The organism is Streptomyces sp. NPDC039480, assembly GCF_055597165.1.
Genome location: NZ_JBVITX010000006.1, coordinates 55,618 through 77,938, shown reverse-complemented (window position 1 = coordinate 77,938; position 22,321 = coordinate 55,618). Strand labels below are relative to the sequence as shown.

17 protein-coding genes and 1 pseudogene are annotated in these 22,321 nt (G+C 71.3%); 6 read left to right on the top strand and 12 right to left on the bottom strand.

Annotated features, from left to right (window positions below; genetic code table 11):
• Positions 1–94: 94 nt before the first annotated feature.
• Positions 95–1,138: an ABC-2 transporter permease gene (locus ACZ56E_RS19950; protein WP_471215809.1), complete on the top strand. Its 1,044-nt coding sequence runs from the start codon at positions 95–97 to the stop codon at positions 1,136–1,138.
• Positions 1,139–1,235: 97 nt separating this feature from the next.
• On the opposite strand, the gene ACZ56E_RS19945 is transcribed toward ACZ56E_RS19950, so the two are convergent.
• From ACZ56E_RS19945 to ACZ56E_RS19910, 8 genes are all read right to left on the bottom strand, one after another.
• On the bottom strand, positions 1,236–2,318 hold the full coding sequence (locus tag ACZ56E_RS19945; RefSeq protein WP_471215807.1) for a S1 family peptidase: 1,083 nt from the start codon (positions 2,316–2,318) through the stop codon (positions 1,236–1,238).
• Between the two features lie 278 nt (positions 2,319–2,596).
• The gene (locus ACZ56E_RS19940; RefSeq protein WP_471215805.1) at positions 2,597–3,442 is read right to left on the bottom strand and encodes a slipin family protein; all 846 of its coding nucleotides are present in this window, start codon (positions 3,440–3,442) and stop codon (positions 2,597–2,599) included.
• A 144-nt stretch (positions 3,443–3,586) separates the two neighbouring features.
• Positions 3,587–4,492: a S1 family peptidase gene (locus ACZ56E_RS19935; protein ID WP_471215803.1), complete on the bottom strand. Its 906-nt coding sequence runs from the start codon at positions 4,490–4,492 to the stop codon at positions 3,587–3,589.
• A 216-nt stretch (positions 4,493–4,708) separates the two neighbouring features.
• Entirely contained in the window at positions 4,709–5,989 is a 1,281-nt protein-coding gene (locus ACZ56E_RS19930) for an NtaA/DmoA family FMN-dependent monooxygenase (protein WP_471215801.1), read from the bottom strand.
• An 80-nt stretch (positions 5,990–6,069) separates the two neighbouring features.
• Positions 6,070–7,185, bottom strand: a complete 1,116-nt coding sequence (locus ACZ56E_RS19925; RefSeq protein WP_471215799.1) for an LLM class flavin-dependent oxidoreductase — start codon at positions 7,183–7,185, stop codon at positions 6,070–6,072.
• Between the two features lie 9 nt (positions 7,186–7,194).
• Positions 7,195–7,947, bottom strand: coding sequence for an amino acid ABC transporter ATP-binding protein (locus tag ACZ56E_RS19920; RefSeq protein ID WP_471216392.1), 753 nt, complete (start codon positions 7,945–7,947; stop codon positions 7,195–7,197).
• A 19-nt stretch (positions 7,948–7,966) separates the two neighbouring features.
• On the bottom strand, positions 7,967–9,748 hold the full coding sequence (locus ACZ56E_RS19915) for an FAD/NAD(P)-binding protein (protein ID WP_471215798.1): 1,782 nt from the start codon (positions 9,746–9,748) through the stop codon (positions 7,967–7,969).
• Positions 9,745–10,611, bottom strand: coding sequence for an amino acid ABC transporter permease (locus ACZ56E_RS19910; protein WP_471215796.1), 867 nt, complete (start codon positions 10,609–10,611; stop codon positions 9,745–9,747). The genes ACZ56E_RS19915 and ACZ56E_RS19910 overlap by 4 nt, the downstream gene beginning before the upstream one ends.
• Positions 10,612–11,107: 496 nt before the next feature.
• Here ACZ56E_RS19910 and ACZ56E_RS19905 point away from each other — a divergent pair, with 496 nt between their 5' ends.
• Positions 11,108–12,067 (top strand): ABC transporter substrate-binding protein, encoded by a 960-nt coding sequence (locus tag ACZ56E_RS19905; RefSeq protein WP_471215794.1) that lies wholly within the window; start codon positions 11,108–11,110, stop codon positions 12,065–12,067.
• 48 nt (positions 12,068–12,115) lie between these two features.
• Here ACZ56E_RS19905 and ACZ56E_RS19900 read toward each other — a convergent pair whose 3' ends face one another.
• Positions 12,116–13,435 carry a DUF5685 family protein gene (locus ACZ56E_RS19900; protein WP_471215792.1) on the bottom strand — a complete coding sequence of 440 codons (1,320 nt, stop codon included), beginning with the start codon at positions 13,433–13,435 and terminating at the stop codon, positions 12,116–12,118.
• A gap of 291 nt (positions 13,436–13,726) precedes the next feature.
• Between ACZ56E_RS19900 and ACZ56E_RS19895 the strand changes: the two genes are divergently transcribed.
• The gene (locus ACZ56E_RS19895) at positions 13,727–14,176 is read left to right on the top strand and encodes a cell division protein SepF (protein WP_365358353.1); all 450 of its coding nucleotides are present in this window, start codon (positions 13,727–13,729) and stop codon (positions 14,174–14,176) included.
• Between the two features lie 42 nt (positions 14,177–14,218).
• On the opposite strand, the gene ACZ56E_RS19890 is transcribed toward ACZ56E_RS19895, so the two are convergent.
• Positions 14,219–15,415 carry an acyl-CoA dehydrogenase family protein gene (locus ACZ56E_RS19890; RefSeq protein ID WP_471215786.1) on the bottom strand — a complete coding sequence of 399 codons (1,197 nt, stop codon included), beginning with the start codon at positions 15,413–15,415 and terminating at the stop codon, positions 14,219–14,221.
• 189 nt (positions 15,416–15,604) lie between these two features.
• Entirely contained in the window at positions 15,605–17,233 is a 1,629-nt protein-coding gene (locus ACZ56E_RS19885; protein WP_471215783.1) for an MFS transporter, read from the bottom strand.
• Positions 17,234–17,506: 273 nt separating this feature from the next.
• Between ACZ56E_RS19885 and ACZ56E_RS19880 the strand changes: the two genes are divergently transcribed.
• Together ACZ56E_RS19880 and ACZ56E_RS19875 are read left to right on the top strand one after the other, a co-directional pair.
• Positions 17,507–18,664 (top strand): glycosyltransferase family 39 protein, encoded by a 1,158-nt coding sequence (locus tag ACZ56E_RS19880; RefSeq protein ID WP_471215781.1) that lies wholly within the window; start codon positions 17,507–17,509, stop codon positions 18,662–18,664.
• Between the two features lie 249 nt (positions 18,665–18,913).
• Positions 18,914–19,942 (top strand): phosphatase PAP2 family protein, encoded by a 1,029-nt coding sequence (locus ACZ56E_RS19875; protein WP_468612216.1) that lies wholly within the window; start codon positions 18,914–18,916, stop codon positions 19,940–19,942.
• Positions 19,943–20,073: 131 nt separating this feature from the next.
• On the opposite strand, the gene ACZ56E_RS19870 is transcribed toward ACZ56E_RS19875, so the two are convergent.
• The gene (locus ACZ56E_RS19870) at positions 20,074–20,298 is read right to left on the bottom strand and encodes an I78 family peptidase inhibitor (protein WP_468612218.1); all 225 of its coding nucleotides are present in this window, start codon (positions 20,296–20,298) and stop codon (positions 20,074–20,076) included.
• 295 nt (positions 20,299–20,593) lie between these two features.
• Here ACZ56E_RS19870 and ctaD point away from each other — a divergent pair.
• Positions 20,594–22,321, top strand: a pseudogene (ctaD, locus tag ACZ56E_RS19865) (aa3-type cytochrome oxidase subunit I); the annotation flags it as partial.

Below are 22,321 nucleotides of genomic sequence, written 5' to 3'. Positions count from 1 at the left end.
CGATTCACTGGTCCGGCGTGCCCCACGGCCCGGGACGTCGTCCGTTCGGCCCATCCCACCTGCGGAAACGCCCCCGTACCCGGAGCGTGGGGGCATGAGGTTCGCCGACGAATTGAAGAGCGCCGTCACCCCGCGAGCAGCCCTGCTCGTCATCGGCGTACTCGCCCTGCAACTGCTGTTCATCGCCTCCTACGTAGGAGCCCTCCACCACCCGAAACCGAAGGACGTGGCCTTCGGAGTGGTCGCCCCGGGCCCCGCGGCCGAGCAGACGGCCGACCGTCTCGGGAAGCTCCCCGGCGATCCGCTCGACACCCGCGTCCTCAAGGACGAGGCCACGGCCCGCCGCCAGATCATGAACCGCGACATCGACGGCGCCCTGCTCGTCGACCCGCGCGGCACCACCGACACCCTCCTGGTCGCCTCCGGCGGCGGCACCGCCCTGTCCAGGACCCTCACCGAGCTCGTCTCCGAGGCAGACGCCGCCCAGAAGCGCACGGTGAAGACGGACGACGTGGCCGCGGCGTCGAACCAGGACTTCAACGGCCTCTCGTCCTTCTACCTGGTCGTCGGCTGGTGCGTCGGCGGCTATCTGTGCGCGTCGATCCTCGCGATCAGCGCGGGCTCCCGGGCCGCCAACGTGCCGCGCGCGGTCATCAGGCTCGGCACCATGGCGCTCTACTCGATCGTCGGCGGGCTCGGCGGCGCGGTCATCATCGGGCCGATCCTCGGCGCTCTGCCGGGCAGCGTCATGGGCCTGTGGGGCCTCGGCGCCCTGGTGATCTTCGGGGTCGGCGCGATCACGCTCGCCCTGCAGTCGCTCACCGGCATCGTCGGCATCGGTCTGGCCGTCCTCCTCGTCGTCATCGCGGGCAACCCGAGCGCGGGCGGCGCCTTCCCGCTGCCGATGCTGCCGCCCTTCTGGCAGGCGATCGGGCCCTGGCTGCCGCCGGGCGCCGGCACCTGGGTGGCCCGCTCCATCGCGTACTTCGAGGGGAACTCGGTCACCCGGGCGCTCCTGGTCCTCTCCGCATGGGCCGTCCTCGGCGTCGTCGTCACCCTCGCCCTGTCCGCCCGGCGCAGGACGCGCAGCGGCTCCATCGACCTGAGCGGCACGAACTACGGCAGAGGCATCGGCTGAGCGGAGCGGCGGACCCGGCACGCCGGACACGGCACGGCGGACACCCTGTGCCCCGCCCCCACTGTCGCGGGGGCGGGGCACAGGGTGTCCGGCGGCCTCAGCCGATCTCGGCTCCGTAGGCGCTCAGCGCCTCGGGAACCGGCTGGAAGAACGTCTCCCCACCGGAGGAGCAGTCACCGCTGCCGCCCGAGGTGAGACCCAGCGCGGTGTCGCCGGCGAAGAGCGCGCCGCCGCTGTCGCCGGGCTCGGCACAGACGGTGGTCTGGATCAGACCGTCGACCTGGCCCTCCTGGTAGTTCACCGTCGCGTCGAGCGCGGTGACCTCGCCTTCGTGGACCTGCGTGGTGCTGCCGCTGCGCGTCACCTTCTGACCGACCGTGGCGTCCCCGGCCTTGCTGATCGCCTGGGAGCTGCCGTTGTAGAGGTTCACCTCGCTGGGGTGCGGGGTGTCGGCCGTGTACTTCACGATGGCGTAGTCGTTGCCCGGGAAGCTGGACTCCTCCGTGGTGCCGATCTCCGAGCCGCCCTGCGAGTCGGACCAGCTCTTGACCGCGTTGCCGCAGTGGCCGGCCGTCAGGAAGTACGGCTCGCCGCCCTTGACGACGTTGAAGCCGAGCGAGCAGCGCGAGCCGCTCCCCCAGATCGCGTCGCCGCCTGCCAGGAAGGCCTTGAACTCGCCCTTGCTCCGCTTCAGTTCGGCCTTGCCGCCGAGGCTCTTCACGATCGAGGAGACCTTGTCGAGCTTCGCGCCGTCGACCGTGCGGTCCGCCGTGACGACGATCTTGTTCGTGGCCGGGTCCATCGCCCATGAGGTGCCGGGCACGGCCGCCTTGTCGTCGAGCGTCGCGCGGGCGCTCTTCAACTCGGCGAGGGAGTTCTCCACGATTCTGGCCTTGCCGCCCGCCGACTCGACGGCGCCGGCGGCGCTCTTGTTCAGCACGTTCACGACGAGGGCCTCGGCCTTCGCGTCGTAGTACGTGCCCGCGGCGTCCGCGCCGAGTTCCTCGACGAGGGACGAGGCGAGCTTTCCGGCCTTCGCCACCGAGAGGGTGTCCGGTGCGGTCGTCGGGGGGTTCTCGCTCGCGTTCGCAGTCTGGAAGGTGATTCCCGCGGCGACCAGCGCGGCGATGCCCGCGCCTGCCACGGCGGCACGCCGCTTGGGTATGCGTCGGTGCTTCAAAACTCACGACCTCCTGTGGGGGGAACGGCTCGTCGGGCGTGGGGGCCTGACGGACCGCAAGGTTGCACCGCACGGAGTTGCCACGCTGAAAAAGCCGCGTCCATGCCAAAGTTGCCTCGTCCACTATCCCGAGGCTTTCCGGTAGCACACAAGGTCGACTTCAGGACGCGCACACGACAACACCAGTGCGCCCCTCGCACATCGAGTGAGCCCAGTCACGCCACGTCGGTTCCCGCTGCAAACACCCCGCGCGAGGAACGATCGTCAGCCTGTGAGGACTAGTCCTGTCCGGTTCTCGCCCCTTCCACCGGCGGTACCTGCGGCGGGTGTTGTTGCTGCTGTTGCTGTGGCTGCTGTGGCAGGGACTGCTGGGCCCGTTCCAGGAAGCGGAGCAACTCCACCGGGAAGGGCAGGACGAGCGTGGAGTTCTTCTCGGCGGCGACGGCCACCACGGTCTGCAGAAGGCGGAGTTGGAGCGCGGCGGGCTCCTCGGCCATCTCGTGGGCGGCCTCGGCGAGTTTCTTGGAGGCCTGGAGCTCGGCGTCGGCGTTGATGACGCGGGCGCGCCGCTCGCGGTCGGCCTCGGCCTGCCGGGCCATGGAGCGCTTCATGGTCTCGGGCAGCGACACGTCCTTGATCTCGACGCGGTCGATCTGCACGCCCCATCCGATGGCCGGGGAGTCGATCATCAGCTCCAGGCCCTGGTTGAGCTTCTCGCGGTTGGACAGCAGGTCGTCCAGATCGCTCTTGCCGATGATGGAGCGCAGCGACGTCTGCGCCATCTGCGAGACCGCGAAGCGGTAGTCCTCCACCTGCACGACCGCCTCGGCGGCGTCGACGACCTTGAAGTAGATGACCGCGTCGACCCGGACCGTGACGTTGTCGCGCGTGATGCCGTCCTGCGCCGGCACGGGCATCGTGACGATCTGCATGTTGACCTTGTGGAGCCGGTCCACGAGCGGCACGATCATGGTGAACCCCGGCCCGCGCACGGAGCGTTGCAGCTTTCCGAGGCGCAGCACCACGCCCCGCTCGTACTGCTTGACGACGCGCGCCGCCGCCATCGTGTAGACCACTCCGGCCGACCCGAGGGCCAGTCCCGCCGCCACCAGCTCCTCGACCATGCCGGCCCCCCAGGGTCCGAATCGGGCGTGTCGGGCGTTCCCTACGAAGGTAGCCCTCCCCCCGGACGAGGGCGAGCCCCCGCCCGGTGTCCGGACGGGGGCCCACCCGCTGCTGGCCAGAGCTTCAAGCGGCGTGCGCCGACCTCAGTAGACGCTCACGTTGTACGCGCGCAGCGCCTCGGTGACCGGCTGGAAGAAGGTCGTGCCGCCCGACGAGCAGTTGCCGCTGCCGCCGGAGGTCAGGCCCAGCGCCGTGGTGCCCGAGTACAGCGGGCCACCGCTGTCGCCGGGCTCGGCGCAGACCGTCGTCCTGATCATGCCGTAGACGACGTCGCCGCCGCCGTAGTTGACCGTCTGGTTCAGCGCGGTGACACGGCCGCTGTGCGTGCCGGTCGTGGAGCCGCGCCGGGTGACGTTCTGCCCGACGGTGGGGTCGGCGGCGCGGGTGATGTCCTGGCTGCCCACCGTGCCGGACTTGGTGATCGAGTCGTTGGTGTAGCGCACGATGCCGTAGTCGTTGGTCGGGAAGCTGGAGCCCGACGTGGTGCCGAGCACCGTGGTCTTCGCCGCGTTGGCCCACCACGTGGTCGCGCCGTCGGTGCAGTGACCGGCGGTCAGGAAGTAGTAGGCGCCCGCGCTGTTGCGCACGTTGAAGCCGAGCGAGCAGCGCCAGCTGCTCGCGTAGATCGCGTCGCCGCCGGAGATGTACTTCTGGAACTTGCCCGGGGTGCGTTCGATCTTCAGGGCGCCGGCGTTGGTCCCCGCCGCGTCCTTGATCCTGGCGATCTCGGACTTGGAGACCGTGCTGTCGGCGGTCACGACGACCTGCTTGGTCTTCGGGTCGACACCCCAGGCGGTGCCCGCGACGTCGGCGTCGAGGACGGCGTCGCTGGCCTGTTCCAGCTGGGACGCGCTGAAGGTCGTCATGCCGTCCTGGGCGTTGGCCGCGGGCACGGCGAGCGCTCCAGCGGCGACAAGTCCGGTGGCTATGGCGAGCAGACGGGTACGTCTTGCCGTGCCACTGTGGGGGATGGTGCGCTTGATCCTCACGTTGTTCCCTCCCGAGGGAAGTCAGTGGGTCCTTGTGGGTTGAGGACCCGTGAGGCGCAGCCAAAGAGCAGGCCCGGATTCCGGTTACGCCGTGCTCCTGACAAGCGCTGCTCGGGAGTATTGAGGGGCGGACACCAGCCGCACAAGGGCGCCTTTCGGCCGCGCCCGGGGACACCCGGCGGGTCTCCGTCCGGGTGACGTCGTCCGTCATGGTGATCAACTCTTCCCTACGGGCTCGGGCAGCCCGAGGTGGGAGCGGAGCGTCGCGCCCTCGTACTCCGTGCGGTACGCGCCGCGCTCCTGGAGCAGCGGCACCACCTGGTCGACGAAGTCGTCGAGGCCGCCCGGGGTGAGGTGCGGCACGAGGATGAAGCCGTCGGCGGCCTCGGTGCGCACGGCCTCCGTCAGATCGGCGGCGACCTGGTCCGGGGTGCCGATGAAGGACTGGCGGGCCGTGGTCTCGATGACGGTCTGGCGGATGGAGAGCCCCTTGGCCTCGGAGAGCGCCCGCCACTTCGCGGCGACGGCGAGCGGGTCGCCGATCTTCACCCGGCCCTGGACCAGCTGCGACTCCGGGTCCGGGTCGATGTCGGGCAGCGGCCCGTCCGGGTCGTACGCGGAGAGGTCCACGCCCCAGACCTGTTCCAGGGCGAGGATCGCGTTCTGCGGTGAGACCTGGAGACGGCGGATCTCGGTGGCCTTCTCCTGTGCCTCGGCCGCGGTGTCGCCGAGGACGTAGGTGACGCCGGGCATGATCTTCAGGTCGTCGGCGGCCCGTCCGTACTTCGCGAGGCGCCCCTTGACGTCGGCGTAGAACTCCCGCCCGGCCTCCGGCGTGCCGTGCCGCGTGAAGACGACGTCGGCGGCCGACGCGGCGAACTCCCGCCCCTCCGGGGAGTCGCCCGCCTGGATCACCACGGGGTGCCCCTGCGGGGAGCGCGGCAGGGTGAACTCGCCCTCGATCGTGAAGTGTTCGCCGCGGTGCGCGAAGGGCCGCGGCCGGCCGTCCGGCGTCCAGGAGTCCCACAGCTCGCGCGCCGTCGCCAGGAACTCGGCGGCGCGGGTGTACCGGTCGGCGCGGTCGAGGTAGCCGCCGCGCCGGAAGTTCTCGCCGGTGAAGGCGTCCGACGTGGTGACCACGTTCCAGGCGGCGCGGCCCGCGCTCAGATGGTCCAGGGAGGCGAATCTGCGGGCCAGTTCGAAGGGTTCGTTGAAGGTCGCGTTGACGGTGCCGGCCAGGCCGAGCCGTTCGGTGACGGCGGCGAGCGCGGTCAGGACGGTGAGCGACTCGGGCCGTCCGACCACGTCCAGGTCGTGGATCCGCCCCTTGTGCTCGCGCAGCCGCAGCCCCTCGGCGAGGAAGAAGAAGTCGAAGAGGCCGCGCTCGGCGGTGCGGGCGAGCGCCGCGAAGGACGAGAAGTCGATGTGCGAGCCGGATCTCGGGTCGGACCAGACGGTGGTGTTGTTGACGCCGGGGAAGTGGGCGGCCAGGTGCACCTGCTTGGCCGACTGCGTCCCAAGGGGCCGATGGGGTCGGTGTGACGTGGAGGGTTGATGTGACGTAAGGGGTCGATGTGTCATGAGGGCTCCCCCGCGAGGGCGGCGTATCGGTTGGCGGGCCGGGCGAGCCCCAGGTGTTCGCGGAGCGTGCTGCCCGGATAGAAGGTGCGGAACAGACCGCGGTGCTGGAGCAGCGCGACGGTGCCGTTGACGAGCCGCTCCAGGTCACGGCGCGGCTCCGCGGGCGTGAGGTGGAAGCCGTCGACGGCGCCCGCGCGGTGCCAGTCGGCGATCAGCTCGGCCAGGTCGACGGGTCCGCCCCGGTAGGCGGGCCCCTCGGCGGTGGGCAGCGGCCCGCCCCCGTGCCCCGGCTCCGCGGCGTGCTCCCCGCTGCCGAGGTCGACGTGGAGTGCGGCGAACACGAGGAGCGTCCCCGGATCGCGCCCCGCCCGGGCCGCGAGGCTCCGCAGTTCGGACCGCGCGGCGTCGGCCCGCTCGGCGGACGCGACCCGCACCAGGGCGACGTCCGCGTACCGGGCGGCCGTCTCACGGGCCTGCGGGGCGGTCGCGTCGACGACCCGCACCGGGTGGCCCTGCGGCGGCCGCGGCACGATGGACGGGCCGCGGACCGAGAAGCCGCGCCCCTGGTAGTCGACGTGGTGGAGCTTGTCCCGGTCGATGAAGCGGCCGGTCGGCACGTCCCGTATCTCCGCGTCGTCCTCCCAGCTGTCCCACAGCCGGGCGGCGACGTCGGCCACTTCACCGGCCTCGCGCCACAGCTCCTCGCGGGACGCGGCGCCGCGCCGCCCGAAGAGGCGGGCCTCGGCCTCGGTCGTCGACACGTCGACCGTCCAGCCGGCCCGCCCGTGGCTGACCCAGTCGAGGGTCGCGACGGCGGCCTGCACGTGGAACGGCTCGGTGTGGGTGGTCGTGACGGTCGGCACGAGACCGATGCGCCCGGTGCGGGGCGCGATCCTCGCGGCCACGGCGAGCGCGTCCGGGCCGGGCCGCGCGAAGGAGTCGCCGAGGGTCACGAAGTCCAGCGCCCCGCGCTCGGCGAGCAGCGCGGGCTCGACGTAGGTGTCGGCCTCATAGGCGTCGGCTTCGAGGGCGTCGGGCCGGTCGATGGCGACGGCCAGGTGAAGGGGGCCGCGGCAGGCCGACGGGACCGGGGCGGCGGGTGGGGTGGGCATGCGGAACTCCTAGAGGACCTTGGAGAGGAAGGCGCGCGTGCGGTCGTGGCGCGGATGGTCGAGTACGTCGGCGGGGGCGCCCTGCTCGACGACGCGTCCGTCGTCCATGAAGACGACGGTGTCGGCCACCTCGCGGGCGAAGCCGATCTCGTGCGTGACGACGATCATCGTGGTGCCCCGGCGGGCCAGGTCCTTGATGACGTCGAGGACCTCGCCGACCAGTTCGGGGTCGAGCGCCGAGGTCGGCTCGTCGAAGAGGAGCAGCTTCGGCTCCAGGGCGAGCGCGCGGGCGATGGCGACGCGCTGCTGCTGCCCGCCGGAGAGCTGTCCCGGGTAGGCGTCGGTCTTGTCGGCGAGGCCGACCCGGGCCAGGAGCCGCCTCGCGGCCTCGTCCGCGGCGGCGCGCGGCCGCTTGAGGGCGAAGACGGGCGCCTCGACGACGTTCTCCAGGACGGTCAGGTGCGGGAAGAGGTGGAAGTTCTGGAAGACGAAACCGATGCGGGTGCGCTGCTTGAGTACGTCGCGTTCGGGCAGCTCGTACAGCTTGTCGCCGGAGCGCCGGTGGCCGATGGGCGTGCCGTCGACGCCGACCGAGCCCCCGTCGGCCTTCTCCAGGTGGTTGATGGTGCGCAGGAGGGTGGACTTGCCGGAGCCGGACGGGCCGAGGACGACCGCGACCTCGCCCCTGCGGACCTGGAGGTCGACGCCTTTCAGCACTTCCAGCGAGCCGAAGGACTTGCGGACGGAGCGGAGTTCGACCATGGGGGGTTCGATGAGGGGATCACTGGGCTGCGGCACGGGTTCCTCCGGTCCGGGTGGGGTGCAGGAAGGCGAGTACGGCACGCGCGGTGGCGTCGTTCTGCCGGAAGGTGGGGCTGTTGGTCCGCGGCCGGGTGAAGGCGCCCGCGCCGCGCGCGTCGGTGTGCGGGCCGAGCGCGAACCGGCGCGGGTGCGCCGCGCCGGCCCGGTCGAGCACCCGCCCGTCGGTCGGGTCGACGGCGAGCAGCCCCGCATCGGTCGACGCGGCGCCCTCGGCGTACAGGGCGCGCAGCAGCGGGTCGCGGGTGCGGGCGAGGGTGGGCTGCGGCAGCCGTGCCTCGACGAGCGCGCGGGCCTCGGTGACCTGGCCGGGCAGGGTGGGGCTCTGCGCGCGGAACACCCCGCTCTCGGCGGCGACCCGGACGTCCGCGCCGAGGAACCGCACGACTCCGGCGCGGGAGAGCGCGAGCAACTGCCTCAGCCGGGGCCCCGGCGGCCCGGAGGCGAGGTGGCTGAAGAAGCCGTGCCACCACGGCCCCACGTCGCCGAGCCGCACCAGCTGTCCGTACACGGAGAGGAGGCCGAGGAAGACGGCGAGGTCGGGGCTGTGTGCGGGGTCGTGCCGGCGCGCGAGGTCGTCGGCGACATGGCGGCGCAGCCCGTCCTGCAGTGCTTCGTACGACGTGTGGCGCACCCCGGCCAGGGGGCGGTCGAGCGCCGTGAGGTCGAGCCGGTCGGCGGGGTCGGGCACGGCGGAGGCGACGAGGGCGTCCAGTTCGGGGCTGCCGGGGTCGCAGGCCCCGTACTTCTCGTCGAAGTCCGGCCAGGCGGTCCGGGTGCGTTCGGGGTGGGCGGTGAAGAGGCGGTGGTAGTGGGCGAAGCCGAGTTCCTTCTCGACGAGCGGCCACACGTCCCGCCGGAAGTCGAACCCCCCGGGCCTGGCGAGGAGCCCGTCGATCTCGGCCGGCCCCAAGTAGCGGGGCAGCGGCGGCCGTTCACCGTCCCAGTCGTAGCCGATCTTCGAGCGGTAGGGGGTGCCGCGCCGCGAGCCGACGTACAGGACGGGCTCGCGGCCCGACGGGCGGTACGTGTCGCCTTCGTACCGTCCGCCGCGCCCCTCGGTGAGCAGCACCATCAGGTCGACGAAAGCGAGGCCGAAGCCGCGCACGACGACGGGCGCGCCGGGCGCGAGCCGCGACAGGTCGCTGTCGGCGGTGAAGTCGGGCGGGAGGTACACGAGTCCGTTGCGCTCGGCGTACGCGGCCAACTCGGCCTGCTCCGGGTCCGGTTCGGCGTCCAGATGTCCTTGGGCGAGGATGACGAGGTCGGCGGCCAGCGGCTCCTCGACGCCCTCCAGGGTCACCTCCTGGCGGGTGTCGTGTGCCCCGGTGACGCGCAGGGCCCTGCGCCGGTGGTGGTGGACGGCGACGCCCGCGGGCAGGGCGGCCACGGCCTTCTCGTACACCCAGCGCAGATAGGCGCTCTGCTCGCGCCGGCCGAGGAAGGCACGCCCGTCACGCCCGGCCCACTCGTGCAGGGCGGGGCCCGGCAGGACGGGCCCCGCCACCTCCACCGTGTCGTCGGTGAACATCGTGACGTCCTGGGCCTGCGAGTTCATCCAGAGCAGCGGCGACTGGTCGGACCGCCAGACGCGCCCGCCGCCCGGCGGGTAGGGGTCGACGAGGTGGATGTCCAGGCCCGCTCCGCCGTACGGCGAGGGCGCGTTGGCGGCGATGCGCTCCAGGATTCCGGTGCCGCGGGGTCCGGCTCCCACGATCACCAGCGAGTGCCGCGCCGGACTCATCGCGCCCGCTCCGAGCCGCGTGCGTAGTGCCGCTCGACGTAGTACTGGCCGACGCTCAGCACCGAGGTGACCACGACGTACCAGAGGGTGGCGACCATGAGCAGCGGGATGACCTGGTAGGTGCGGTGGTAGACGAGCTGCACGGAGTAGAGCAGGTCCTGGACGGCGATGACGGAGACGATCGAGGTGCCCTTGAGGGTGCCGATCAGCATGTTCCCTGCGGGCGGCACGATGGACCGCATCGCCTGCGGCAGGACGATCCGCCGCAGCCTGCGCCACCGCCCGAGCCCGAGCGACCGCGCGGCCTCGGTCTGTCCGCGGTCGACGGAGAGGAGCCCGCCGCGCACCACCTCGGCGGCGTACGCGGCCTCGTGCAGGGTGAGCCCGATGACGGCGATGGTGACCGGTCCGAGCAGGTCCACCGTCCGCACGCCGAACACCTGCGGGTACAGCGCCCCGATGTTGAACCAGAAGAGCAGCTGGACCAGGATCGGCATCGACCTGAAGAACCAGACGTACCCCCAACTCACCGCTCGCAGAACGGGGTTGGCGGACAGCCTGCCGAGGGCGAGGAGCGTGCCGAGCGCGAAGCCGAGCACCATGACGACGGCGGTCAGCCAGAGTGTGAGCCCGAGGCCGCGCAGCACGGACGCCGAGGTGAAGTGGTCGGCGACGACGTCCCACTGGAACGCCTCATTGCGTACGACGGAGTCGGCAGCCAGCGCGAGCAGGACCAGCACGGCGGCGGCCGCCGCCCACTGCCCCACGTGGCGGCGGGGCACGATGCGCGGTTCGGCGGGGAGCTCGGCGGGGTCCCGGGGCGGAGGGGCGGTCGCCGCTTTGGCGAGGGTGTCGGAAGACATGCGGAAGGCTCCGTGGATACAGAAGATCGAACACGGGTGACGCCTTCACACGGACCGAGCCCCTCAGCACGATCCGCCTCGAGATTACGGGTCCCTTCACGCGCGCTGTCAAGGCCGTCCAGCATATGAGCCGTACGTCTCACGGCAGTTGACGCGGAAACGGATGCCTGTTCCACTTGGCCCATGCATCCGCAGCAGTGGCTGGTCACACGCTCCCACATCGACTTCGGTCGAGTGTGGTCCGCGTCTTGTTGATGTTCATCTGAGCCGACCCCCTGCGCGCCGAGCCCATTGCGGGCTCCCTCCTTCCTCCTGCCACGGACCGGTCGGTCTGCCGCGTACGTCCGACGTCCGCGCCGTCGCGCGCCGACGCCTCCGCCTTCACACGCGTACGTCACCGCTCCTCCGTCACGAGCGGTGACACCCCCTCCCCTCGTACGTCCGCTTCGCCCTGCCTCGCCCTGCCCTGCCCTGCCGAGCTGGAGACCGTCACGCCATGAGCACGCCCCCGCACTCCCGCCGCCTGCCGGTGGCCTTCGCCCTGATCACCGCCGCCACGCTCGCGCTGACCGGCTGCGGCTCCGGCGACGCCGCCGAGACCGCGGGCGGCGCCGGCCCCGCGGGCAAGGGCGCCGGGATCCCGACCGCGGACGTGGTGTCCTCGGTCGAGAAGAGCGAGGCGGCGGCCCGTCTGCTCCCCCGGGACGTGCGCGACCGGGGCACGCTCGGCATCGCCTCCTCCGTCGGCGGCTCACCGCCCGGCGCCCTCTACCTCGCGGACGGCAGGACGATCGTCGGCCAGGACATCGACTTCGCGGACGCCGTCGCGAAGGTCCTCGGCCTGAAGCTGAAACGGGAGGCCGCGAGCTTCGAGGCGATCCTGCCCGCCCTGGGCAGCGGCAAGTACGACCTCGGCACGGGCAACTTCGGCGTGACCGACGAACGCCGGAAGACCATCGACTTCGTCACGTACATCAACGACGGCCAGGGCTTCGCCGTCCGCGAGGACAGCACGCTGAAGAAGGTCACCGACTTCGAGCAGCTGTGCGGCCTGAACGTGGCGACCGGCGCGGGCACCACCTTCGAAGTCACGCTGGAGGACAACAAGCACGTCTGCGAGGAGGCGGGCAAGAAGCCGTACGGCGTGAAGACGTACGCCGAGCAGAGCGCGATCTGGGCCGCGCTCCAGCAGGGCCGCGCCGACGTGGTGATGTCCACCATCAACGGTCTGCGGTACGCCGTGAAGCAGCAGGAGGGCCTGAAGTTCCTCGGCGAGTACCGGCGGCTCGACGTCGGCTTCGCCTTCAAGAAGGACACGAAGCTGGCGCCCGCGTTCCGGGCGGCCGTCGACCGGCTGATCAAGGACGGGACGTACGACCGCATCCTGCGGAAGTGGGGCACGCAGGGCTCCGCGATCGAGAAGTCGCGGATCTCCCCGCCGGAGATCAAGGACTGACGCCCGCTCAGGCGCCGCGGCGCCCGGCCGCGCCTGCACCCGCCCCGGTCAGAGCCCGCAGTCGCAGCAGGAGCAGCACTCACAGATGCCGCAGCAGCCGCAGTCGCAGTCGCCGCAGTTGCTGCAGCAGCCCTCGCGCTTCTTGCGGGACCAGGGACCTTCGTACTGGTCGGCGCAGCACATCTTGCAGGTGCAGCAGAGCCCGATGGCGACGGCACACCCCGCCCAGAAGCCGCGCTTGCCGGGCTTCGGGGGCTGCGGCTCGAAGGCGGGCCCGCCGCCGAAGCCCCCGGGACCGCCCGCGCCACCGGTCCCACCCGGCCCGCCGGGACCGGCCGGTCCACCGGAGCCACCGGGCACCCCACCCTCGTACGGATGTCCACCCCCGCCCCCGTACGGATTCTGTGCGCCGTACGGACCACTGGCGGGCGGCGACCCGTACGGTCCGCCCTGCTGTGGCGGCCCGAAGGAACCGCCCTGATGAGCCGTCACCTCATGCGCGTGCCCGCACGCGACGGTACCGAAGGCCCGGTCGACCGACGTGCCCAGCTCGTGCGCGAGCAGCACGTGCGCCAGCTTGCCGTCGGTGAACTCGGCGTCGCGCAGCGCGAGCCGGATGCCGTGCAGCGCGTCGTCGGCCAGGCGGCGCGCCTCCGCGAGGGACGTGCCGGTTGCCGTGAGCGGGTTCCAGGCGCCCGCCGCGGCGTCGGCCTCCCTGTCCTCCACGGCGTCGAGCAGGTGCGCGAGCCTGCCGAAGAGCCGGCCCGCCTCGGCGAGCGGCTCCGCGTTGCCGGGCCGCCCGGCGAGCACGGCGGTGTGCGCGAAGGCCGCGGCGGTCGCGGTCTCGGTCGGCTCGGTGACCGCGAGCAGCGAGCTGCCGGGCCCGGCCAAGGCCTCGACACCGGCCTGCCGTTCGACGGCGTCGACCAGGACGGCGGTGTCGAACCCCACGCCGGCGCCGGTCCGCGCGCCCGCCCTGTCCCAGTTCCTGGCCACGCGCCGGGCGGCGAAGGACACCGGCTTGCGCGCCAGGAGCCCGTCCCCGTCGACGACATGGTCGCGGACCTTCGCCGAGGCGAGCACCAGTGAGACGGCGGCGGCGAGCCGCGCCCCCTCGCCCTGGGCGACGGAGGCCGTCCGCATGCCACGCAGCGGACAGGGCCCCGCGGTGCGTCGCCACCCGGTGGACCGCTCGGCCTGAGCCTCCGTCAGAACCGAGATGATGAGCCCGTCGTAGTTGGTGACGACGCGGGCGAACTGCCCGTGGTCACCGCGCAGCGCGAGACAGAGCCCGCAGAGGTGCGCCATCCACTGCGTCTTGAGGCCCTCACCGAGACGATGGCTGCAGGGCCTGACGATTCCGAACAAGACGACTCCCCCGAGTGGCCCGGATATGATCAACTCCGGCATCGTAGCCAGCGGCTCGTTCACCCGTACGCACCGGCCGTCACCCATACGCCGTGAAGAATCATATTTCACTCACAGTCAGCAGCCGTGCACAGCACGACCCTTGGAGCGCACCGCACGTCGGCGTGTTGACTCTGCACCAGTACCGTCACGAAAACCCCGCGCGGCGACTATCCACTTGGCGCATCATCCGCATCATGGACGACGATAGGGATGCGGAATTCAGGGAAACCGCTGCGAGAGGAGGCGTCCATGGGATCGGTGCGCAAGGCGAGTGCCTGGCTTGGCCTCGTCGACGACAACAACGACGAGCGTTACTACGACGACGGCTACGAAGACGACCGGGCCGAGGGACCTGACCAGCCGGAGGCCTGGGTCACGGACCCGCGTGCGCGGGTGGCGAGCGAGCCGGCCCAGGACCACGGGCAGCGGATCGGCACGGTGACCCCGGACAGCTTCCGGGACGCGCGCCACATCGGTGAGCTGTTCCGGGACGGCGTCCCGGTCATCATGAACCTCACGTCCATGGAGCCCACCGACGCCAAGCGCGTGGTCGACTTCGCGGCCGGCCTCACCTTCGGCCTGCGCGGTTCGATCGAGCGCGTGGCGACGCGGGTGTTCCTGCTCACCCCCGCCGACACGCAGATCGTCAACGGCGAGGCCGTGAGTCGCCCGTCGGACGGTTTCTTCAATCAGAGCTAGGGGCAGGGCCGCTCACCGGAGCCCAGGCCGGCACGGGGCCGGTCACCGGAAGGCATCGAGACCGGTGAGCGCCTTGCCCAGTACCAGTTGGTGCATCTCGGAGGTGCCCTCGTAGGTGAGCACCGACTCGAGGTTCGTCGCGTGCCGCATGACGGGGTACTCGAGCGAGATGCCGTTGGCGCCCAGGATCGTCCTGGCCGTGCGGCAGATCTCGATCGCTTCCCTGGCGTTGTTGAGCTTGCCGAAGCTGATCTGCTCGGGACGGAGGCGTCCCGCGTCCATGCGCCGTCCCAGGTGATGGGCGAGCAGGACCCCCTTGTGCAGCTCGACCGCCATGTCGGCGAGCTTGGCCTGGGTGAGCTGGAAGCCCCCGATGGCCCGGCCGAACTGCTCACGGCTCTTCGCGTACTCCACGGCCGCCTCGAAGGACGAGCGGGCCGCGCCCATGGCACCCCAGACGATGCCGTAGCGGGCGTGGGAGAGACAGCTCAGCGGCCCCTTGAGGCCGGTCACCTCGGGCAGTACGGCGTCCGCCGGCAGCCGCACCTCGTCGAGGACCAGCTCGCTGGTGACACTCGCGCGCAGGGACCACTTGTGCTTGATCTCGGGCGCCGAGAAGCCCCGCGTGTCGGTCGGGACGACGAATCCCCTGATGCCGTCGTCGGTCTGCGCCCAGACGACGGCGACCCCGGCCACCGATCCGTTCGTGATCCACATCTTGCGGCCGTTGAGCACCCAGTCGGTGCCGTCCTTCTTCGCGTGTGTGCGCATGGACGCGGGGTCGGAGCCGTGGTCCGGCTCGGTCAGCCCGAAGCAGCCGATGATCTCGCCGGCGGCCATGCCGGGCAGCCACCGCCGCTTCTGCTCCTCGGATCCGAAGCGGTGGATCGCATACATGGCAAGGGATCCCTGCACGGAGACGAGAGACCGGATGCCGGAGTCGGCGGCTTCCAGCTCCAGACAGGCGAGTCCGTACTGCACGGCGCTGGCCCCCGCGCAGCCGTACCCCTCCAGGGACATCCCGAGGGCCCCGATGGAGCCGAGCTCACGGGCCAGCTCACGGACCCCGGGCAGCTCACCCTTCTCGTACCAGTCGGCGATGTGGGGCAGGACCCGGTCGGCCGCCCAGGTGCGGACGGTGTCGCGGATCGCGAGGTCCTCCGGGTCGAGGAGGTCGTCGATGCCGAGGGGGTCGGCGGGGTCGAAGGGCGGCAGCGGGGTGCGGTCACTTGCGGACATGCGGGCCTCCGGCAACACAAAACTAGCAGCGATAGTTAACAACGACTCACGCCGACGTTACGACGCACTCTCCCGCACGTCCAGAGCGTCCAGTCCCCCTTCGGGGCGGCGGCCGGGCCCCGTAAGGGGCGCGGGGAACTGCGCGCCCAGCCCAAAACGACCCGCACCCAAAGAAGCCGCCGACGCGACTCACACGTCCACAGAGGACCCCGCGCCGACCCGCTCCGGGTCACGAGGCCCCGGCACCCGCTCAGCCCGCCCCGCGGGCACCCCACAATCCATCCCCCGAGGCAACCGCAGCGCCGCCACCGCACCGAGCAGCAACAACCCCGCACTCACGAACAGAGTCACATGCAGCCCATGCACGAAGGAGTCCCGCGCAGCGGCCCGCAGCGCCGCCCCCGAATCCCCGCCGAGCCGCGCAGCGACCTCGTACGCCTCGCCGAGCGAGTGCCCCGCCGCGGCACTGTCCGCCGCGGAAACGCCGGGCACGGAGGAGAGCCCCGGCGTGTACGCCGCGTTCATGACGCTGCCGAGCAGCGCGATACCGATGCCCGCGCCCAGCTGGTAGGAGGTCTCACCGATCGCCGCCGCACCGCCCGCCTGCGCCGGCGGGGCCTCGCTCAGCATCGACTCGTACGCGCCGAAGAGCGTGGTCTCCAGGCCGAAGCCGAGCAGGACGAAGCCGACGAGGAGCAGCGTGTCGTCGGCGTGGGCGCCCATGCCGGTGAGCAGCAGCACGGCGGCCGCGGTCAGGCAGAAGCCGGCGCAGACCATCGTGCGGGGCCCGAGGCCGCTGAGCATCTTGGAGCCCGCGAGGCCCGCGGCCATCGCGGCGACGGTGAGCGGCACGAGCCGCAGCCCCGTCTCCAGCGGGGAGAGGCCGAGCACCAGCTGGAGGTACTGCGCGGCGATCAGTTCGAGGCCCACGAGCGCGAGCATCGCGAGGACGATGCAGCCGACCGACGTACTGAACGCGGGCCGGGTGAACATCGACAGATCGACCAGTGGATACGTCCGCCGCCGCTGTCTGCGGACGAAGCCGACGAGGAGGGCACCGCCGACGGCGACGGAGACCAGCGTCGTGGCGCCGAGCGGCGACTCGCCGCCGCCGAGCCGCTTCACCCCGAGGACGAGCCCGAAGAGCCCGCCCGCGGCCATCAGCGCGCCGACCACGTCCCACGGCCCGTTCCTGTCGCCGGTCGACTCGGGCAGCAGCCAGCGTCCGATGGGCAGGCTGACCAGCATCAGCGGGATGTTTATGAGGAAGACCGAGCCCCACCAGAAGTGTTCGAGGAGGAACCCGCCGAGGAGCGGTCCGACGGCGGCGCCCACCGCGGCCACCGCGCTCCAGATGCCGATGGCGAGGGCCCGCTCCCGGCGGTCGGGGAAGACCTGGCGCAGGATCGACAGGGTCGCGGGCATGATCATCGCGCCGCCGACGCCGAGCAGCGCGCGGGCCGCGATCAGCACCTGCGCGTTGTCGGAGAGGGCCGCGATCGCGGAGGCGACGCCGAAGAGGGCGTAACCGAGGAGGAGGACGCGTCTGCGGCCGACGCGGTCGCCGAGCGTGCCGAAGAGGATGAGGAGCGAGGCGCAGACGAGTGGATAGATGTCGACGATCCACAGCAGTTCGATCGCGCCGGGCTTCAGGTCCTCGGTGACCGCGGGCACCGCGACGTGCAGGACGGTGGCGTCGACGGCGACGAGCAGCAGGCTGACGCAGAGGACGACGAGCACGACCCAGCGGTTGGCCCCGGCACCGGCCCCGGATCCCCGACGGCCCTGCGGTGCTGCGGCCGTGGTCGTCCCGGACATGTGCGTACCTCCCAGTGGTCCCTCGCGGCAGCGGCCTGCGGGATGGGTACTCCCTGCTCCGGCGGCACAGACAAGGCGAGTGAGCCGTCAGAGTACGCGAGTCCACGCCTGGGGCGCGTGGTGGACCTCTCACGGTTGTACGGATGCGGTGTGGTGTGCGCCACGCCCGCGACTTCCGGCCATGCCGCGCGGAGGCGTACGGCACGCCCCGTGGAGGCCTATGGCACGCCCCGCGGAGGCGTCCGGTTCCCCCGACGGCCGATAATCGAGCCCGTGACCGATCTTGATCAACGCCGCACGCCGTCCGCGCCGTCCCCGGCGGGGCACGCGCTGCGCCGCGCGGCACCCGCGGTCCTCGTGTACGCCGGGGTGCGTGCGCTGGGCCTCGCCGTCCTCGCGGTGTGGGGCGCGGCGGCCGGCAAGAGTCCGCACACGCTGCTGGCCGCCCGCTGGGACTCGCTCTGGTACACCCGCGTCGCCGAGCACGGGTACGGCTGGGAAGTGACGCTCCCGGACGGCAGCGTCCACTCGAACCTCGCCTTCTTCCCGCTGCTGCCCTGGCTGGAACGGCTCGTCTCGGCGGTCAGCCCGCTGTCGTACGCCGACGCGGGTCTCGTGGTGAGCTGGCTCGCGTCGCTCTTCGCCGCCGCGGGGATCTTCGCGGTCGCCGACCATCTGTACGGGCGCCGGGCGGGGATCTGCGCGACCGCGCTGTGGGCGGTCCTGCCGGTCGGCGTCGTGCAGTCGATGGCGTACAGCGAGTCCCTGTTCACGGCGCTCGCCGCCTGGTCGTTGTACGCGGTGCTCAGGGAGCGCTGGGTGGCGGCGGGCGTGCTCGCGTCCTTCGCTGGGCTGACCCGGCCGGTGGGCGCCGCGGTGGTCGCCGCGATCTGGGTGGCGGCGGCCGTGCGGGTCCACCGGGAGCGGCGGGCCGACCGGCGCATGCTCCTCGGGGTGGTCCTGGCTCCGCTCGGCGCGGCGGGCTATGTGCTCTGGGTCGGCCACCGCACCGACGGCGGTCTCTTCGGGTATCTCGACGTCCAGGCGGGCTGGGGCAACGGCTTCGACTTCGGCTATGCCTTCGCGCGCTTCGTCGGGGAGAAGTTCACCTCGGTCCCGGGCGCCCTCGCTGGCCTCGGCCTCATCGCCGGCGTCGCCCTGGTCGGCTGGCTGTACGTCCTCGGCGTCCGCGGAAAGCAGCCCGTACCGCTGCTGGTCTACTGCGGGATCGTCGTCGTGCTCGCCCTGTGCGCGGCCGGCTACTTCGGCTCGAAGCCGCGGCTTCTGATGCCCGCGTTCCCGCTCCTGCTGCCGGTCGCGGTGGCGCTGGCCCGGCTGCGTACGTCCAGGTCGGCGCTGGTCCTCGGCGGGGTGGCCGTGGTGAGCGCGGTCTACGGGGCGTTCTGGCTGCACGGCTCGGGCCCGCCCTGATCCCGTCATGATCATTCAGGCGGCCGCCCGGTGATCGAACGGGAAATTCCATGCCAGCCCCCGGTGAACCAATTCAAAAGGGCTATAAAACAGCACCGCAAATGATCAACGAATTGGGTAAGCGGTCGACGCACAATAAACAAACCATGAGGAATAAACCTCTTCCTGAGATCAATCCCACATCACATCGTCATCACAAAGCCACTGATTCGGCCTAGTGCCGCACTCACTCGCTGTAACGTCGATTGGGTGCGTACCGAACGAAACCTCACCCGTCTTGACCGGGTCTTCGCCCGGCTGGACCGTGAGCCGGAACGACCGGCCCACCTCGCCATGCCGAGGATGAGCCGGCACAGGGTCGTGCTCTTCGGCGCGACCCTGGCCTTCTACCTGGCCATCGTCGTCGCCGTGCTGACCACCTCGTGGCTGGTGCGGTTCGACTGGCAGGTCATGTTCTTCCGGCCCTACCAGCAGTGGCCGGAGATCCACGCCTTCCTCGACTACTGGGTCGTCCTCGGCCAGCGCGGCCCGACGGCCGTCATGGTCGCGGCCTGGCTCGGCTGGCGCTCCTGGCGGCAGCACACGCTGCGCCCGCTCCTGATGTTCGGCGCCTCGCTCCTCCTGCTGAACGTCACCGTCGGCGCAGCCAAGCTCGGCATGGGCCGTCTCGGCCCGCACTACGCCACCGCCATCGGCTCGAACGAGATGTGGCTCGGCGGCGATATATTCCCTTCGGGCCACACCGCCAACGCCGTCGTGACCTGGGGAATCCTGGCCTATCTCGCCTCCACCCCGCGCACCCGCCGCTATCTGTCGGCCCTGTCCGCGGTGGTCTCGCTGAGCGTCGGCCTCACCACCGTCTACCTCGGTACGCACTGGCTGAGCGATGTCTTCCTCGGCTGGGCCGCGGGTCTGCTCATCCTGCTCGCGCTGCCCTGGTTCGAGTCGCTGATCGCCCGGGTCGAGGCCGGGATCTTCCGCGTCCGCGACTCCTGGCGCGCCCGCCGCGCCCAGATCATCACGGTGCCCGAGCCCGCGCCCGCGCCGGTCGGCGCCCCCGCGATGGTGCCGCAGCGCCCGGCCGCGGACGACAGCGCGCCCGCGCGCGAGCCGGTCGGCGCCGCCCGCGGCGGCCGCCCGGCGGCCTATCTGGCCCCGGGCCCGCACACGGCCCGCTCCGAGCGCACCCCGGTCACCCCGGCGGGCAGCCGCCGCCCGCCGCACACCGACCGCGTCACCCGCGGCACCACGCCGGCCCGCCCGGTGGCGGGCGGCTGACCCCTACAGGCAGCGGGGGCCGGTACGCACAGCCCACCCCCCGCACCGCGAAGGCCCCGGTTCCGTTTCAGGAACCGGGGCCTTCCGCCGTGTGCGACGGATGCGCCTGGGATGCGCCTGGGAGCAGGCTCTCAGCCCTTCCAGCAGCGCTTCACGACGCCTTCGTCGACCTCGAAGTTGAGGCGTCCCGCGAGGTACTCCATGGTGATGATCGTGCCCGGGGCCAGCGACCTGACGGTGGACCAGCCGCGCTCGCGCGCCCGCTGCCCGGCCGCTTCGGCCGGCAGGCCCACGTAACTGTCCGGGCTGTCGGCGCTCTCGGGGGGCTCTGCGGGAGGGGTCGGAATAGGTGCCATGGCCGCCACGTTAGGCGGCGCGGCACCGTCGGGGAAGCCCGGGAGGCGCACACCATGCGTCACCGGTACCTCTCCGGTCACGCTTTTGTCACAGGATCACCACGTGCGTTTCGGTCGAACTCCGTCACACGAACGGGCGGTTCCGTCCTTCTACCGACGTAATTCGAAGGTGTCATCGCGTCACTCGGAAGGCTACTTCTCCTCTCCCGGAAAAGCGCCCCCGAATGAGCCCGCGGGCCCTTTACGAACCCTCCGCATTTCCGAATCCCGGCGCCCGCACGGGATGTGACGGCGCATGGGGGAATTCGCCATTCCGGCATCGGTGTCCGCTCACCGGTCACCCGGAACCGGCGTACGCCCCCTGTCGAAGCCGCCCCGACGCGAGCATCATGGCGTGAGCTTCGAACAGCCTGCGGGCGGGGCCCGGGACGCGATGGCGAAGGGGCGAGCGATGGGGACCGAGACGGCGCGGGAGACCGGAGAGCCGGTGCGGGAGCAGCGTCCCGGCCGGGTGATCGTCGACTGGCTGACCACCACGGACCACAAGAAGATCGGTCACCTCTACCTGATCACGTCGTTCGTCTTCTTCCTCGTCGCCGGCGCGCTTGCCCTGCTGATGCGGGCCGAACTGGCCAGGCCGGGGCTGCAGCTGATGAGCAACGAGGAGTTCAACCAGGCCTTCACCATGCACGGCACGATCATGCTGCTGCTCTTCGCGACGCCGACGTTCGCGGGGTTCGCCAACGAGATCATGCCGCTGCAGATCGGCTCGCCCGACGTGGCCTTCCCCCGGCTGAACATGCTCTCGTACTGGCTGTTCCTCTTCGGCGCGCTGATGGTCCTCGGCTCGCTGATCGTGCCGAGCGGACCGGCCTCGTTCGGCTGGTTCGCGTACGCCCCGCTCAACAGCATGGAGCGGTCGCCGGGCATCGGCGCCGACCTGTGGATCATGGGGCTCGCGCTCTCCGGCTTCGGCACGATCCTCGGCGCGGTGAACTTCCTGACCACCATCATCGGGATGCGCGCACCCGGAATGACCATGTTCCGGATGCCGGTCTTCACCTGGAACGTGCTGTTCACGTCGATCCTCGTGCTGGTCGCGTTCCCCGTGCTCGCCGCCGCGCTGCTCGTCCTGGAGGCCGACCGCCGCTTCCACTCGCTCGTCTTCGCCTCGGAGAACGGCGGGGCGCTGCTGTGGCAGCACCTGTTCTGGTTCTTCGGGCATCCCGAGGTCTACATCATCGCGCTGCCGTTCTTCGGCATCGTCACGGAGATCATCCCTGTCTTCAGCCGGAAACCGATCTTCGGCTATCTGCCGCTGGTCGGCGCGACGATGGCCATCACCGGGCTCTCCCTGGTCGTGTGGGCGCACCACATGTTCGCCACCGGCGCGGTCCTGCTGCCCTTCTTCTCCTTCATGTCCTTCCTGATCGCGGTGCCGACGGGCGTGAAGTTCTTCAACTGGACGGGCACGATGCTGAAGGGCTCGCTGTCCTTCGAGACGCCCATGCTGTGGGCGGTCGGCTTCCTGGTGAGCTTCCTCTTCGGCGGTCTGACCGGCGTCATCCTGGCCTCGCCGCCGCTCGACTTCCACGTCACCGACTCGTACTTCGTCGTCGCGCACTTTCACTACGTCGTGTTCGGCACCGTCGTCTTCGCGACCTTCGGCGGTTTCTTCTTCTGGTGGCCGAAGCTGACGGGCAAGATGCTCGACGAGCGGCTCGGGAAGATCCAGTTCTGGACACTCTTCGTGGGCTTCCACACCACGTTCCTCGTCCAGCACTGGCTGGGCGCCGAGGGCATGCCCCGCCGCTACGCCGACTACCTGGCGGCGGACGGCTTCACGGTGCTCAACACCGTCTCGTCCATCGGGGCGTTCCTGCTCGGCCTGTCCACGCTGCCGTTCCTCTACAACGTCTGGAAGACCGCCAAGTACGGCGAGAAGGTGGACGTCGACGACCCCTGGGGCTTCGGCCGCTCCCTGGAGTGGGCGACCTCCTGCCCGCCCCCGCGGCACAACTTC

Excerpts from the sequence above, each read along its gene's own strand:
- ACZ56E_RS19905 (WP_471215794.1), top strand. The coding sequence starts at position 11,108 with ATGAGCACGCCCCCGCACTCCCGCCGCCTGCCGGTGGCCTTCGCCCTG.
- ACZ56E_RS19950 (WP_471215809.1), top strand. The coding sequence starts at position 95 with ATGAGGTTCGCCGACGAATTGAAGAGCGCCGTCACCCCGCGAGCAGCC.
- ACZ56E_RS19940 (WP_471215805.1), bottom strand. The coding sequence starts at position 3,442 with ATGGTCGAGGAGCTGGTGGCGGCGGGACTGGCCCTCGGGTCGGCCGGA.
- ACZ56E_RS19925 (WP_471215799.1), bottom strand. The coding sequence starts at position 7,185 with ATGCCCACCCCACCCGCCGCCCCGGTCCCGTCGGCCTGCCGCGGCCCC.
- ACZ56E_RS19885 (WP_471215783.1), bottom strand. The coding sequence starts at position 17,233 with ATGTCCGGGACGACCACGGCCGCAGCACCGCAGGGCCGTCGGGGATCC.
- ACZ56E_RS19890 (WP_471215786.1), bottom strand. The coding sequence starts at position 15,415 with ATGTCCGCAAGTGACCGCACCCCGCTGCCGCCCTTCGACCCCGCCGAC.
- ACZ56E_RS19895 (WP_365358353.1), top strand. The coding sequence starts at position 13,727 with ATGGGATCGGTGCGCAAGGCGAGTGCCTGGCTTGGCCTCGTCGACGAC.
- ACZ56E_RS19920 (WP_471216392.1), bottom strand. The coding sequence starts at position 7,947 with ATGGTCGAACTCCGCTCCGTCCGCAAGTCCTTCGGCTCGCTGGAAGTG.
- ACZ56E_RS19915 (WP_471215798.1), bottom strand. The coding sequence starts at position 9,748 with ATGAGTCCGGCGCGGCACTCGCTGGTGATCGTGGGAGCCGGACCCCGC.
- ACZ56E_RS19870 (WP_468612218.1), bottom strand. The coding sequence starts at position 20,298 with ATGGCACCTATTCCGACCCCTCCCGCAGAGCCCCCCGAGAGCGCCGAC.
- ACZ56E_RS19910 (WP_471215796.1), bottom strand. The coding sequence starts at position 10,611 with ATGTCTTCCGACACCCTCGCCAAAGCGGCGACCGCCCCTCCGCCCCGG.